Raw genomic sequence first — 15157 nt, forward strand, 5'->3', positions numbered from 1 at the left:
AGCCCCCCTACCCTAACTCAAACCGGCAGGTGGCTCTAAGGCGTTTCTTGCGGGCATTCCCGGCCATTAACGGGCCTGGTTTTCGCCCGATTCCCCGGCCTGCCGACCACGGTGCCAGAAGCCGAAGCCGGCCCCCAGCGCACAGCCGCTGACCAGCCCGGCCAGATGCGCCGCATTGGCCACCACGCCGGACAGGCCCACAAAGCAGATAACCATCCACGCCAGCATGAAAATGACGATTTCCTTGCGCAGGGCCACCCCAGCGCCGGGATTAAGCTTGCCATAGATCCACAGGTAGCCGAGCAGGCCGTACACCACCCCGGACAGCCCGCCAAACTGGGGGCCTGAGTAGTAAAACTGGGCCAGGTTGGACGCCGCAGACGTAATCACGGTCACCAGCACCAGCTGGGTGCCAGACTGCAACCGTTCGATCAGACGCCCCAGGTCAGACCACCACAGCAGGTTGAACAGGATGTGCAGCAGGGAAAAGTGCAGGAACATGGGAGTCAGCAGCCGCCAGGGCTGACTGGCCAGCCCTTCCACCACCCGGGGAAACAGGAAGGCATTATAGATACCGTAGCCGATCACATAGGTCGATAGATACACCACCGCACAGGCAATCAGAATGCCCCGCGTCACCCAGCCCATGCTGGCAAACCAGCCACCGGACAACAGCGGTTGCGGACGCCCGGTTAGCGGCTCCACCGGCTGGCGATGCTGCTGGTGGCGCAGGTCGTTGATCAATTCCTGCAGCAAGGCGTGGGCATGCTCATACTGCGCCGGGTTTTGCAGCTCAATGATGTGCTGCCCGTCGGCTTCCCGGCGGTCGACAGCAAAGCCATTACGCCGCAGGGTTTTCACAAACAGGTCCGCCAGTTCCGGCTGCGGCGTGCGAATCAGTTCCATGCAAGCCCCTCCAGGGCATCGGTACGTTGAGCCGGTGTTAGCGCCACCAAATTGTCCACCTGCTGCCAGAAGCAGCCCCAGTCCCGCTGACACTGATCCAGCAGGCGGGCAAAGGCCGGCACATAATCGTTATAGTCGCTGACCCCGTTAAGACGGGCATTGTTCAATCGCCCATCAAAGAAACCGGCGTAGGCTTTCAGGGCCGGCTGCGCCTGGCTGTCACGGGCAAACCGGTCACGGGCCTGTTGCAGGATACGGGTTTTCTCCCGGGCCAGCGCGTCGGCATCCTGCGCTGACGCATACAGTTCCTTCAGCGCCGCACGCGTCGCCTGCACAATGGCCATAAAGGCATCCTGCACCTGTTCACGCTGCTGCCAGTAAGCGGCGGATAACGGCTCACCACTATGGGCGAAGTAATCCACTGCCCCTTCCCGGCCGACCAGGGTCGCCAGGGACTCATTGAAACGGGTGTCATCCTTGATATACACCTTGCGGTGCACCAGTTCGTGGATCAGCAATTGCGCCAGTGACGGACGAGAGCGCTCGAGCATGGGCGTGGTCAGCGGGTCGGCAAACCAACCCAGTGTGGAATAGGCGATGGCACCGCCCACGAACGTGTCCATGCCGTCTTCAGCCAGCAAATCCGCCTCGCGGATGGCGCGATCCTTGTCAAAATAGCCCCGGTAGCTGACACAGCCGATCATCAGGTAGCACCAGGTTTTTGGCGTCAGGGAATACGCCGGGGCCGCCAGCACATTCCATACCACCGCATCCTGCTCCAGCGCCACATACTGGTGGTAGACATCCTCTGCCGGCAACGACAACGCCTCACCGGCAAACGCGATAACCTGCTGACTGAAGCGCAACTGGTCAGCCAACTCAGGTGAGGTGCTGGCATCGTTCAATACGTCGGCTACCGGTTCACGCTTGCCCATCAACGACCAGTGGCCTTTCACTGCCTGGCCGTAATAGCCCACCTGACAGCCCGGGAGCACCACGCACAGCAACACACCTGCCAGCGTCGACCTGAAGGTCGCCCAGTGTTCACGCAGGAAAAATATCTTCATCCGGTGGCAATCAGGCCCGGGACATGAATTTACGTTCGGCGGTATTCACCCGCACTTTTTCCCCTTCCACGATATATTCCGGCACCTGCACCACCAGGCCAGTGTTCAGGGTGGCGGGCTTGGTGCGGGCGGATGCGGAAGCGGCCTTCATGGCCGGTGTGGTTTCAGTGACCTCCAGCACCACGGACGCCGGCAATTCCAGACCGATAACGGCGTCTTCCACTTTCAGAGCCAACACCCCTTCGGTTTCTTCCGTGATGAACGCCAGCTCATCGCTGATATCTTCCTGCTTGAGCAAGTATTGGGAGAAATCCTCATTATCCATGAAGATGTAGTCATCCCCGTCCACATAGGAAAACTGCACCGCACGGCGCTGCAATTCCACCGTGGCCACGTCATCATCCCCCTTGAAGCGCTCTTCAAACTTGGGGCCACCACCGACGGCACTGGCCTTTACCCGGTACAAGGTGGCCGCACCCCGGGCAGAAGGCGACTGCACCTCAATCTGGCGGATGGCATACAGGGTGCCGTTGACTTCGATAACGTCGGATTTTTTCAGTTCACTGGCGCGGGTCATGGCAGGGCAATGTCCTTGTGAGTAAAAAGACATGGTATCCGAGCTTAAAGGTGTGGCGCCAGATAACAGGGAGGAGGAATACAGTGGACAGCGAAAAGAAGGAAAACCCTTCTCTGTTTGGAAAGCCAGGCAGCCGCACCCAAATGCTGAGCGCCGCCTCAAGCATTGAAAACAAGGACAAAAATCAACCGCGAGCTTTCAACTGTCCACTATCAACTGTCAACTGCTCTGCTACCCGTCCATGCGCCTGCACAGACAGCGCCTTGCGATCCATGCCTTCCCCATCCAGAGGCGTACAAGAATGCAAGCGTATGCGGATTTTTTGGCGGAGCAGCATAGCCCACAAGTGATGGTGGAACTCATCGTCACCAATAAAGGCCAGCCCCGGATCCGGGGCGCCCATGCTATCCAGGTAGCGTACCGCTAACGGTTGCACCGGCACGCCCGCCAGCAAGGGGGCATCGAACAATTGCGGGAAAAAGCGGCGCAGGCTGGAGCCATCGGTGGTGGTGCCTTCCGGGAACACCAGTACCGTGTGCCCCTGCTGCAAGCGGCTGGCGATTTCCTGGGCCTTGCGGACGGACTCACCACTGCCGCGCTTGATAAACAGGGTACCCATGGCCCGGGCCAGGGTGCCGATCAACGGCCAGTCACCCACCTCCGCCTTGGAGAGAAAATACAGATGCCGCTGGCTGGCAATCACAGGAATATCCAGCCACGACACATGGTTACTAACCAGAAACACCGGGGCTTCCACCCGGCTCCCCGTGACCGTCAACTCCACCCCGAGGATACGCAGAAAACGCCGGCACCAGCGTTGCTTGGCGGCCAACACCACAGGCCGATACGGTGACCAGAACGCCCCCAGCAAAAACGCCAGTATAAAGCCCCACAACAGGTAGAGGACAACGCGGATCACCCGCACCATGCGACGCAGTTGCGGCCAGAGGCCGCTTTGCGGATAAGGACTGACGCTGACGCTATCGTTCATTTCACTCATGCCTCTGGGCCGGTTTCCAGGGTTTCGCTGTCAACTGTCCACTATCCACTGTCAACGGGCTTCACACCGCCTGGGCCGGCTGCATGAAGTGCTGCACATAACGGGCGGGCAAGTCCTCCACCGCCATCAGCACAAAGAAATCCAGGCAGTTAAAATCCGGGTCCCAGCACGGCTCACCGCACACTTGAGCTCCCATGCGCAGGTAGGCCTTGAGCAGCGGCGGCATTTTCACACTCTCCGCCTGGGTATCTCCTGGTAGCGCCTGTAACCGCAGATGCGGCTGCACGCGATGCCCTGCCTGGCTCAGGTGCCGCGCCTGGATACGCTGATTAACCGCTGCCACGTTATAGCCTTCACTCAGCGCGATACTGGCGCAGCCCAGCAGGTAGCGCACATCGTTTTCCAGCATGTACTGCGCCAGCCGCGCCCACAGCACACTGATAACGGCCCCGTTGCGGTGTTCCGGGTGAATACAGGTGCGGCCGATTTCTGCCAGCTTGCCCTCCAGCTGGCTCAGCATGGTCAGATCAAATTCACCGCTGGAATAGAAGCCTCCGGTCCGGTGCAAGCGCTCACCCGGCAGCACGCGGGTGTAACCCACGATTTCCCCGTTACGGTTATCGCGGACCACCAGATGCAGGCAGTGGCGATCAAAACGGTCCCGGTCGAGGCCGAACGGGGCACTGAAACTGGCACCATACTCTTGGGAGAAGATGCGATAGCGCAGGCGCTGGATTTTCAGAATTTCCCGGCGCGAGCGGGTGAAATAGGCCGTGAAGCGGCCCGGCGCCGGGGCCTCAAGCGCCCTCTCCGCGGCCATGTCGCGGGGAAAGCGAAGAATCTCGGCGGTGGCCACGAACGGCTTGGTGAAGGCCCCTTTCAATTGCGGGCTTAACGCTTTGATCTTTCCTGCAGCTTGCGCAAGCATAGTGTACTCCACTGGCAGTTTCGGCCAGTGTCGTCAGCCGCCATGGCAAGGCAGTGACATTTGCATGACATTTGCGCGACACACGCAGAATGCGCCTGACGTTAACGAAAGCGCCGCAGGAGAGCACCATGGACGCCCCCCGCATTGCCCACACCGTACCGTTCCCGCTGCCCGTCAAAAAAGGCGATACGGTCTACTGGTGCGCCTGCGGCCTCAGCAAGACCCAGCCCTATTGCGACGGCAGCCACAAGGGCACCGGCTTCTCCCCGGTGCCCTACACCGCCACCCGGGACAAGATTGTGTTTTTCTGCGGCTGCAAACACAGCAGCAAAGGCATGATCTGCGATGGCAGCCACGTGGCACTCAAAGGCCAGGAATCCAGCCCGTGATAGGCAAGCGTCACCCCTTCATTACCCTGATGCTGGGGCTGCTGGCCAGCGGCATTCAGGCCGATCCAGCGCCTGCCCCGAGCCCCCCGCTTCAGGTCGCCGTTCCCGCCGATGTGTACCACGACTATCAATGCTGGTTAAGGCATCGTCAGGTACTGCGTATAACCGACTACCGGGGCGATTGCAGCCGCCGGGACGTCATCGAAGTCGCGCTGCTTCAGCAGGCCCTTGCCCTGGGTAGGGGCGCTGTTGGTGGCACTGCAGGGCAGAGTGGAGAGGTTAGAGGAAACAGCCACGAACTGGAGTGGGTCATCGTAAACAGCTACGAACGGACCCTCACAGAAATGGATCAAGGGCGCCTGGACCTGGCCGCCACCTCACTGTGGCGAGAGGATATCGCGCTGCGCGATAACCTGTGGGCCAGCACGGCACTGCTAGGGCCCGGCAGCAATCTGGCACAACTGTATGGGCGGGCAGAAACCGCGAAGAACACAACCCTGACCGAGACCGGGCAATTGGCCGACTTTCGCCTGGTCAGCTCCCGGCAGTGGCGAGCAGACTGGCAGTTGCTAACGAACCTGCCCCATGGCGAGCTGCTGGATGCGCCCCGCTGGATGACCATGGTTCGCTGGGTAGAAAGCGGGCGGGCGGACCTGCTGCTGGCCCCGCCCCTCACCGCCGGCACGCCCGTGCTGCGCGTCAAGGGCAGCACCCTGCACCCGGTGCCCGGCGGCATCCTGTGCCTGCCGGGCAGCCGCCATTTTGCGGTTTCCCGCCAGCACCCTGAAGCCGACGCCATCCAGCAAGCACTGAATAAGGGCATCAACACACTGCGCCAGCAAGGCCGCCTGCGCCGGGCCTATGAGCAGGCGGGCGCCCTGCAGGCGCCCACTCATACACTCAATCACTGCCAGTGAGGGAGCGCCCTCACCCGGTGTTGCGCAGGCCCGCCGCAATACCGGCAATGGTCACCATCAGTGCGCTTTCCAGGGTCTCATCACCGTCCTGCTGACGTAGCCGCGCCATCAGTTCCGCCTGCAGCAGATGCAACGGGTCGGTGTACGGGTCACGCACGCGGATGGACCAGCGCATCACCGGATTGTTATCCAGCAGATCTTCGCGGCCAGTGAGCGCAGACAAGGCACTGACCGTGGCAGTGAGCCGCTCACGCAGCACCTCCCCCAAACGCATCAGGCCAGCATCATCGCCAGCCAGGCGCTCTTCATACCAGGCCGCCACCCGCAGGTCGGACTTGGCCAGTACCATTTCCAGCATATCCACCACGCCCTGGAAAAACGGCCACTCGCTGGCCATTTCCCGCACCATGCTATTTTGTGCCGCATCGTTCTGGGCATCTTCCAGAGCGGCACCGGTGCCCAGCCAGGCGGGCAGCATCAGGCGGATCTGGGTCCAGGCGAACACCCAGGGAATCGCCCGCAACGAGCTGATGCCCTGGTCCGACTTGCGGCGGGCCGGGCGGCTGCCCAGGGCCAGCCGCGAGAGTTCGGTTTCCGGCGTCACGGTACGCAGGTAACGCACCAGTTCGGGCTCATCGCGCACCACACCCCGATAGCCCGCCACAGAGGTATCGGTCAACGCCTGCATCTGCTGGCGCCACTCCGCCCGCGCCGCCTGGGGCGGCAACAGGGTCGCCTCCAGCGTCGCCGCCACATACTGCTCCAGGTTGAACACCGCCACCGACGGGCGGCCATATTTGAAGCGAATCACCTCACCCTGCTCTGTCACCCGGATGCGACCGGCCACCGAGCCCGGCGGCTGTGACAACAACGCCATGCGGGTGGGCGAGCCGCCGCGGGAAATGGAACCGCCACGGCCATGGAACAGGGTGAGCGGAATGCCGTTGTCGGCAAATAACGCAGTGAGCTTTTCCTGGGCACGGTACTGGGCCCAGGCGGCACCGAGAAACCCGGCGTCCTTGGCGGAATCGGAATAGCCAATCATCACTTCCTGGCCCGCCGCCACCCGCTCCCGGTAGAACGGCAGCGCCAACAGGGCCGACATGGTCTGCTCTGCGCCGTCCAGATCGTCCAGGGTTTCAAACAGCGGCACCACGCGCATGGGCTCGCGGACACCGGCGATTTTCTGCAGCAGCATCACCGCCATCACATCGGACGGCGTGGTCGCCATGGAAATCACGTAGGCCCCCAGCCCTTCACTGCCCTGCTCGGCAATCACCTCACAGGTGGCCAACACCTCGGCCACCTCGGGGGTACAGTGTTCACTATCGCGGAAGGCGGCATCAATGAGCGGCCGGCGCGCCTGCAGTTCCTCTACCAGAAACGCCTGGCGGGCCGCTTCATCCCAGTCGTTGTAACTGCCCAGCTGCAGATAGCGGGTAATCGCATTCAGCACCTCACTGTGGCGGGTGGATTCCTGGCGGATATCCAGCCGCAACAGGGTAATCCCGAAGCAGTTCAGGCGGCGCAGGGTGTTCTTCAAATCACCGTCGGCGATATCGCTCAACCCCACGGCGCGTAACGAGCGATCCAGCATCTGCAGCGGCGCCATCAGTTCTTCGCGGCGCAGGTACGCGTCCCCCTCCGGCACCGGCAAGCCTTCCACCTGCGCTTCCATCTGGCGACGGGTCAGGCGCAGGCGGCTGCGCACATCGCGCAACAACACCCGGTACGGTTCGTGGGTGGGGCCCGTGGCGGCCAGCAGTTCCTCACTGGCGGCTTTCATGGACAAGTCCGCCAGCAAATTCTCCACATCCCGCAGGTACAGATCCGCCGCCATCCAGCGCGCCAGCAGCAACACTTCGCGGGTCACCGGGGCGGTGACGTTGGGGTTGCCGTCCCGGTCACCGCCCATCCATGAGGCCAGCTTCACCGGCGCCCAGTCTGCTGGCGGCGCGGGCAGGCCCTGCTCGGCCAGCTGCGCTTCCAGCCGGCGTAAGACATCCGGTACGGCCTGCCACAGGGATTGCTCAATGGTGGCAAAGCCCCATTTGGCTTCGTCCACCGGGGTGGGCTTTTCACGGCGGATTTCATCGGTGCACCAGGCCGCCAGGATCACCCGGCGCAGCCGTTCACGGCGCAACTGGCGCTCGTCATCATTAAGATCGGAACGGTCCAGCTCACTGAGCAGATCAGCCATCTGGTCATACTTGCGAATCAGGGTGCGACGAGTGACCTCGGTGGGGTGCGCGGTCAGCACCAGCTCCACGGAAAGATCTTCCAGCGTGCCCGAGATCTGCGGTTGTGCAATTTGGTTATCCGCCAGACGCTGCAACACATCCTGCAACCCCTGATCGGTCCCCGCGTCCCCCGGATACCGCTGGTGCTGACGATGCAAGCGCTCCCGGTGATGCTGCTCGGCAATATTACTCAGGTTGAGAAACTGGCTGAACGCCCGGGCCACTTCCAGCAGGGTGGCGTCGTCCAGGGGAGAGAGCAGGTCGCGTAGCGACGCCAGCGACTCGCCTCCCTCGGTGCGCGTCGCCACAGAGGCCTGGCGGATTTTTTCCACCGTCTCATACATGGAATCGCCGGCCTGCTGGCGCAGGCATTCACCCAACAAGTCGCCCAACAAGCGGACATCGTCACGCAATGGTGCATTTACATTGTGATCCACTGTGCCTCCTTACGGTGCAGGAACATTCGCCAACGCCTACCATACCGACTCTTCAGGTCCAGACCATGACCGGTAAACGCCTCTCAACGTACAGTTTTAACAAGATTACACCGCCGGGCATCTTTATTCCGCTGCCAGGGTGCCGCAACATAGGCCCCCTAATGAACCTGGGATCGACTCAATGATGAACACCTCAAGCCGTATCACCTCGGATCAGGGTGTGGTGCTGATGCAGTATCTGGCGCGGGCGCTGTTTGCGGGCCTGGCGGTGATGTATTTCCACCATGCGGACCATTTTTTCTTCACCCTGCCCCAGGCGACACCGTGGCTGCTGTTCAGCGCCTATATCGGCATTCAGCTTTTGCTGTTGATCTGGCGCCCGGCCAATGCTGACGCCTTCGCTTCCGCGCTCGACCTGCTGACCCTGGGTATCGTGCTGCTACTGGATGCTGGCGACCCACCGCCAACCATGGCCCTGCTGTTTATCGCCGTGCTCAGTAACGGCCTGCTGCATGGGCTCAAGCGTTTCCTGATCATGCTCGCCGGGGCCGAAATCGTGCTGGCGTTTGTGTTACCCATCCGCCTGAGCTACACCGATGCCCCCACCGCTTCTGCCAGCCTGTTCCTGGTCGCGGCACTCAGCGCCTGCATGCTCTATTTCGGCTTGATGATCTGGCGTAACCAGCATCTGTCCCGGGCCGCACTGGAAGCCACCTGGCGCGACCCGGATACCGACTTCATCAGCCGCGAAGCCCTGGTCAGTACCGCTGGCTGGCTAGTGCCACTGCATGATCGCATTTCCTCGCCGCTGACCCTGGCGCTGGTGCAACACAACGAACTGCCACTCCTGGCCGACCGGGTCGCCCAACGCATCCGCCGCAGCGATGTGGCCGCCCGCTATGATGAACAACACCTGGCCCTGCTGCTGCCCTGCACCGCCACGGCCGCCGCCGAGCAGCTGCTCAATGATCTGCGCGACCGGCACCCAGGCCTGCGCGCCGCCGTAATGACCCTGACCGATGGCGACGCCGCCCTGGAGCAGGCGTTCTCTCACCTGCAGACGTCCATGGCCCGCACCACGGAAGAAGATAACCACTGGCTGGCCCATGCGCCGCCAATGAACTGAGCCAGCCACGTCGCACGTCTGACGCCACAGGCCTTGACCTAACCCGCGAGGGAAGTCAGGCCTGTCACCGCAAGGCACCTGAAACAAATAAAACACGCTTCGCTCACACAGCCTTGTCGGCCTTTGCGCTAAACTGATCTAAATAATGACAAGGCATCCCTATGCCCCTTCGCACCGTTTTCACCACTTTGCTCGCCGGCCTGCTGACCACCCTCGGCACGCTAGCCCAAGCCGCCGACAGCCCCAGCGCGCGCATTGTCGGTGGTAACCAGGCCCCTGCTGATCGCTGGCCGTGGATGGCACAACTCGCCATCGACGACCCCAATCTTCCCGGCGGCTATCTGCTCTGTGGTGCCAGCCAGCTCAGCCCCCGCTGGGTACTCACCGCTTACCATTGCACCCAGTACCAGAATGATGCCCTGGCCACCGCCAATCGCATGTTTGTTTATATCGGTGAAACCGAACGCAAAGGCACCTCACCTCAACCGGGGCGCATTCCGGTAGAAGCGATTTACCGCCATGCGAACTTCAATAATTTTTCCTTTGCCCATGATCTTGCCCTGTTGCGTATTCCTGCCACCAGCAACAACCAATGGCCGAGCCTGGCGGACAACGGTACCTTTGCGGAACTGGAAGGCCGTTCATTGAATCAACGTGACGAAGCAGTAACCGCCTTGGGGTGGGGCCAGACGGGCAGCGGCGACCTCAGTGTCTTTCTGCGCGAAGTGCAACTGGATTACATCCCCAAAAATACCTGCCAGAGTCTTTCCACCCTGATCATTCCCGATTCAACCATCTGCGCGGCAGAGCTGAATCCGGTCAACAATATCAACCAGGACACCTGCTTCGGCGACAGCGGCGGCCCCCTGTTTATCGGCGAAGAGCCCAACCCCTGGCTGGTCGGCCTGACCAGCTTTGGCCTGGAAAACTGTGCGTCTGGCGCCCCCGCCGGGTACAACCACGTCACCAAAGAAATTGCAGAAATCGAGCGGCTGACCACGCAAGGCGGCGTACCGCTGGTGGATATGACCATCAGCGGTGGTACGAGGCGCCACTATCAACCCCTAAACGGCACCCAGACCCTCACCGCTACCCTGCGCAACAACAGCACCAGCAATACGGCCACCGACGCCACTGTGAGCCGCTCGCTCATCGGCAGTCTGACCACCAGCGCCCGCTTTGACTGGAACGGCTGCAGCACCCTGACCTCTGCCAGCCGCTGTACCGTGGCCAGCAACCTGGCCGCGGGCGCTTCCCGCACAGGTAACGTGGCGGTGACCGACAGCAGTGGCACCGACCAGGTCGTCACCCTCACACTCAGGGCCAGTGCCGATGAAAACGACTACCGCCGCCGCAACGATAGCCTCACGCAGGAAATTGTTTTTTCCGACAATCCCGACCTGGCCCTGTCCGCCGCCCAACAGACCAGCAGCCCCACCCGAGCCACAGTAGCGCTAACCCTGAGCAATCACTCTCCGCTGAATGCCGCCACCAACACCGGCATCAGCTTCCCGCTCCCCGCCAATACTCAACTGGTCAACGGCCCGGCACTGGGCTGCCAACAAAGCAACCCGGTGTACTGCCCTGTCGGCAACCTCAGCCCGGAACAAAGCGAAATCCTGACACTGGAGTTCACCACTGACACCGGCATCAACCAGGCTTTCACCTTCACCGCCAACGCCGACCAAAACGACATCCCCGGCGACACCGATACACAGGCGGATGTCACCGTGCAGTACAACGCCACCGTCAACACCGCTGCAAGTGACAGCAGCGGAAGCGGAGGTGCGTCACTGTGGCTGGGGCTCATGGCATTGCTGCTGGGCGTGCGCCGACAGCGCAACTGACTTGTCTGCCTGTCACCGCACCTTTATTCTTCCCGGTTTACTGATCAGCACACTGGGGAGACGTACGTGAAGGCCAAGCCAAGTTATCGCGCCGACATCGAAGGCCTGCGCGCACTGGCCGTCATCCTGGTGATCCTGTACCACTATCAGGTGCCGGGCATTACGGGCGGTTTTATCGGTGTCGATGTCTTTTTCGTCATCTCCGGTTTCGTCATCACCCAGCTACTGGAGCGGGCCTTCCAGAAAGGAACTTTCCGGTTTCGCGATTTTTATGCCCGCCGTATCCGCCGCCTGGTGCCGGTGTTTCTTCTGGTCTCCACCGCCACCTTTCTGATGATCTCGCCGTTTTATATCGGCGACGCCTACTATATTTTTGCCAAAAGCTGGATCGCCTCACTGATCGGGCTGAGCAACCTCTACTACTTCAACGAGCTCACCCAGTATTTCGCCCCGGAAACCCTGTCGCTTTCCCTGCTGCATACCTGGTCGCTGGCCGTGGAGGAACAGTTCTATCTGCTTTGGCCTGCCTCCCTGTACCTGGCCTATCGCTTCGGCAAAGGCCGCAACGCCCACTGGCCATTCCATATCACCCTGGTGGCCACCTTTGTGTTATCGGTCTATATGGCCAGCGCCCACCCCGCCGCTGCCTACTACCTGCTGCCCGCCCGCCTGTTTGAATTCATGCTCGGTACCGGCGTCGCACTATTCAGCCAGCAGTTACCTCGCCTGAACCGGGGCAGCGCCGAAACCCTGGCGCTGATCGGCCTCACCCTGATTGTGGCCACCGCCCTGCTGATCACCAAGCACGATCACTTCCCCGGCTATAACGCGCTGTGGCCCACCCTCGGCACCGCCATGGTCATCTACGCCGGCCTGCATCAGCCTGGCACCTTCACCGCACGGCTGTTGAGCCTGCCAGTGATGGTTTTTCTGGGCGGCATTTCCTATTCCCTTTACCTGTGGCACTGGCCACCGGTGGCGCTGATGCATTACCAGCTTATCGAGCTGACCTGGTTGAACCGGTTGCTGCTGATGGCTGGCGTCGTCGTCCTGTCCTGGCTCAGCTTTCGCTTTGTGGAAAACCGTTACCGGCACCGGGAGTGGAGCTTCAAGAAATCATTCCTGATCTTCATTCTGGCGCCGCTGATTGGCATCTGGGCAATCCAGTCCACTATCCGCATCGCCGATGACATCAGCTTCCGTATTCCCGAAGAGCGCCGCGAACTGTACAAAATTATCGCCAACAACAATCCAGCAGACCTCTACAAACGCTGCTTCAAAGGCGAGCCAGTGGAATTCAACAGGAGCGACGCCTGCCTGTTCGGCGCCGAACCGGAAAACGGCCAGCCCAACAGCATGTTGATTGGCGACTCCCACGCCATCGCCCAGATCGGCTTTATCGAACAGCTACTCAAGGGCACAGACTATTCCATGCTGATGGTCACCCGGGCCTCAACCCCATTCTTGCCCCCGGCCATAGCGAAAAAAGTCCAGGCCTCAGACCCAACCAAAGTGGCTCGTAACCAAGCCCTCAGCGACTACCTGAGCCAACGCCCCATGACAGTCTTCATCGGTGCCTGGTGGAATTCGTACCTTAAGTCTGAAAGCTATCAACGCCACTTCGTAGACACCATCGGCTGGCTGAAAGATCAGGGGCACACCGTCATCGTGATGGAAGACGTGCCCGAGCTGCCCTCTTCCTCTTACGCAGAATGCCTACTGAAAAACATGGACGATTGCACGATCAGCGCTGCTGGCGTAGAAGACTCACTCGACAATTTTTACCGGTACAAACAAGCCGTCCAGCAGCGCTACCCGGACGTGCAGTGGCTTAACCCCAGAAAAGTGCTGTGCGATGGCGAACGCTGCCAGACCGTCCTGAACGGCATCCCGCTCTACCGCGATGAAAGCCATCTGAATAACGTGGGCGGGATTGAAATTGGCAAGGAATACCTGAAGCGATTCGGCAATCCGCTACCCGGCGCCCAGCACTAACCCCCTGGACCTGCCTCTGTCAGCGGTTCTGTCAGCACAACAGAACCGCGCCCCCTCTCCCTAGTAACCAGTTTTGACTGTCGATGTGCTCGGCGCCCTCCTCTCCTCACTTTTCCCCTGCAAAAAGGGTCGCGAATACGTGACAAGCATCACAATCTCTTTCGCCAAAAAAAAATCACCCTGATTTGTAAGTCTTTGCTGACAGGAAAAAACGCTCAGCACCTTATACTCCCCGCCCGATGAAAAACGCCGAATGCAAGACACAGGGGAATTATAGTGAGAAATCAGTGGTATCGTATTAGTCGCGCTGTTATTTCAATGGTGCTTTTCAGCGCTGCGGCTCCTGGCTTTGCAAGCCTGGAAGCTCAAGGCCCCGAGCACCTCGTTAACACCACCTCATCCGGTTACGAAGCAACACCGCACATAGCCGCAGACGGGAATAATCAAACGCTGATCGTTTGGACCTCTGAAAACCGCCTCTCCGATGTTGGCCCAGCCATTAAAGGGCAATTTTACAACCAATTTGGTGAAACAGTTGGTCCAGAGAGAACCCTGGTCGATGCGGACCAAAATATTGCTCGCATTCCTGAACAGAACGACTACCCACACATTGCAATGACCATGTGGAACGATGGTGCTTTTGCTCTCGCCTGGTCGGAAACCGGCGACCCCATCAGTGACATCGATAACGACTACAATCTGGTGCTTCAATTCTTCAATAACGACGGTTCTCCAAGCGGTGAGCCTCTCACCGTTGCAAATACCAACGGCAAAGAAGCACTACCCGCCCTCGCCCACAACGACACCGGCCTGGTCATCGCCTGGCAAACCTTTCCCACTGCACTGGATAAATCCATTGATGGCAACACACTGACTTTTCGGCGTTATAACAAAAGCGGCAACGCCACAAGTAACGCAGTTACCGTCACGCTGCCCATGCCGCTCAGCAACCTGGGGGCTATTCCAGCCGTTGCTCTGAATACCAATAACGCGGTATTCCTTGTATGGGGAGCAGATATGCAGGGCAAGAAAACCGGAGAAGAAACGTCACCGCATTACGCTATTAGAGGCGCGCTTTTCGCTGCGAATGATAATCCGATAGGCGAAACATCCACCCTCTTTAGCATAACCGATGTGGGTAGCTACCCCAGCGACGTACACGCGGTCACACTAGACGAAAACCACTTCATCGCCGCCTGGGATAGCGGTAATTACGGAAGCCGGGACCCAATGGCACGGACTGTTTCGCTGACCGGGAATCTTGGTAGCGTCATTGGCCAACAAACCCAGGAAGATAATGCCATCTCGGCTATCGCAAGGGCAAAAAACGACAACGCCTTTATCGTCTGGAACCGTAACGACGGATATAACGATAAGACACTTTATACTCAACAAGTCACCATCAACGGCCTTGTAGGCGAACCTCAACAAATCTCCACCTACACCACGCCAGAAGAAAACCATGTGGCTCTTGCCACAGACAGCGATGGCACGCTCATCGTTACCTGGGAAAGCTGGATAGAGAATGATGACGACGCACCGGATATTTATGCCCGCCGTTTTGAGGTCACGCAAAGCAGCAATACAGAAACCGGCGGAGCAAGCAGTGGAGGAGGAAGCAGTAGTGGAGGCGGTAGCCTGCCCCTTGCTTTGCTTACTGCTCTCGTGGCGTTCGGCAGGTTTCGCAGGAACCACTGGCGGATCTCGGACCGTAGGTCAGATTAGCCT

12 protein-coding genes are annotated in these 15157 nt (G+C 60.1%); 6 read left to right on the top strand and 6 right to left on the bottom strand.

Translation table 11 applies throughout. The features are described from left to right. Window positions 1–66: 66 nt before the first annotated feature. The 5 genes from COA55_RS00455 to COA55_RS00475 all read right to left on the bottom strand — a co-directional run bounded on the left by COA55_RS00455 (window position 67) and on the right by COA55_RS00475 (window position 4478). Window positions 67–906 carry a rhomboid family intramembrane serine protease gene (locus tag COA55_RS00455; protein WP_290500058.1) on the bottom strand — a complete coding sequence of 280 codons (840 nt, stop codon included), beginning with the start codon at window positions 904–906 and terminating at the stop codon, window positions 67–69. Beyond that, a complete protein-coding gene (locus tag COA55_RS00460; protein WP_290500059.1) occupies window positions 897–1973 on the bottom strand; it encodes an aminopeptidase in 1077 nt (358 codons plus the stop codon). Before COA55_RS00460 ends, COA55_RS00455 begins: the two co-directional genes overlap by 10 nt. 10 nt (window positions 1974–1983) lie before the next feature. After that, a complete protein-coding gene (gene yeiP, locus COA55_RS00465; RefSeq protein ID WP_063520308.1) occupies window positions 1984–2550 on the bottom strand; it encodes an elongation factor P-like protein YeiP in 567 nt (188 codons plus the stop codon). Between the two features lie 184 nt (window positions 2551–2734). Further along, window positions 2735–3550, bottom strand: coding sequence for a lysophospholipid acyltransferase family protein (locus tag COA55_RS00470; protein WP_290500060.1), 816 nt, complete (start codon window positions 3548–3550; stop codon window positions 2735–2737). A gap of 61 nt (window positions 3551–3611) precedes the next feature. Beyond that, the gene (locus COA55_RS00475) at window positions 3612–4478 is read right to left on the bottom strand and encodes a GNAT family N-acetyltransferase (RefSeq protein ID WP_290500061.1); all 867 of its coding nucleotides are present in this window, start codon (window positions 4476–4478) and stop codon (window positions 3612–3614) included. 128 nt (window positions 4479–4606) lie between these two features. Here COA55_RS00475 and COA55_RS00480 point away from each other — a divergent pair, with 128 nt between their 5' ends. Beyond that, window positions 4607–4867, top strand: a complete 261-nt coding sequence (locus tag COA55_RS00480) for a CDGSH iron-sulfur domain-containing protein (protein ID WP_290500062.1) — start codon at window positions 4607–4609, stop codon at window positions 4865–4867. Further along, window positions 4864–5784 carry a hypothetical protein gene (locus COA55_RS00485; RefSeq protein ID WP_290500063.1) on the top strand — a complete coding sequence of 307 codons (921 nt, stop codon included), beginning with the start codon at window positions 4864–4866 and terminating at the stop codon, window positions 5782–5784. Before COA55_RS00480 ends, COA55_RS00485 begins: the two co-directional genes overlap by 4 nt. A 10-nt stretch (window positions 5785–5794) precedes the next feature. Here COA55_RS00485 and ppc read toward each other — a convergent pair whose 3' ends face one another. Continuing rightward, window positions 5795–8461, bottom strand: a complete 2667-nt coding sequence (gene ppc / locus COA55_RS00490) for a phosphoenolpyruvate carboxylase (RefSeq protein WP_063537646.1) — start codon at window positions 8459–8461, stop codon at window positions 5795–5797. 181 nt (window positions 8462–8642) lie between these two features. Here ppc and COA55_RS00495 point away from each other — a divergent pair, with 181 nt between their 5' ends. The 4 genes from COA55_RS00495 (at window position 8643) to COA55_RS00510 (ending at window position 15154) form a co-directional block, all read left to right on the top strand. After that, window positions 8643–9587 (top strand): hypothetical protein, encoded by a 945-nt coding sequence (locus COA55_RS00495; protein WP_063537648.1) that lies wholly within the window; start codon window positions 8643–8645, stop codon window positions 9585–9587. Between the two features lie 161 nt (window positions 9588–9748). Beyond that, window positions 9749–11434, top strand: a complete 1686-nt coding sequence (locus COA55_RS00500) for a trypsin-like serine protease (protein ID WP_290500066.1) — start codon at window positions 9749–9751, stop codon at window positions 11432–11434. A gap of 66 nt (window positions 11435–11500) precedes the next feature. Beyond that, complete coding sequence (locus tag COA55_RS00505; protein ID WP_290500067.1) at window positions 11501–13429, top strand: acyltransferase family protein; 1929 nt, start codon at window positions 11501–11503, stop codon at window positions 13427–13429. 276 nt (window positions 13430–13705) lie between these two features. Continuing rightward, the gene (locus COA55_RS00510; protein ID WP_290500069.1) at window positions 13706–15154 is read left to right on the top strand and encodes a hypothetical protein; all 1449 of its coding nucleotides are present in this window, start codon (window positions 13706–13708) and stop codon (window positions 15152–15154) included. Window positions 15155–15157 lie beyond the last annotated feature (3 nt).

The sequence above is a fragment of the Alcanivorax sp. genome (assembly GCF_002733835.1).
Lineage (GTDB): Bacteria > Pseudomonadota > Gammaproteobacteria > Pseudomonadales > Alcanivoracaceae > Alcanivorax.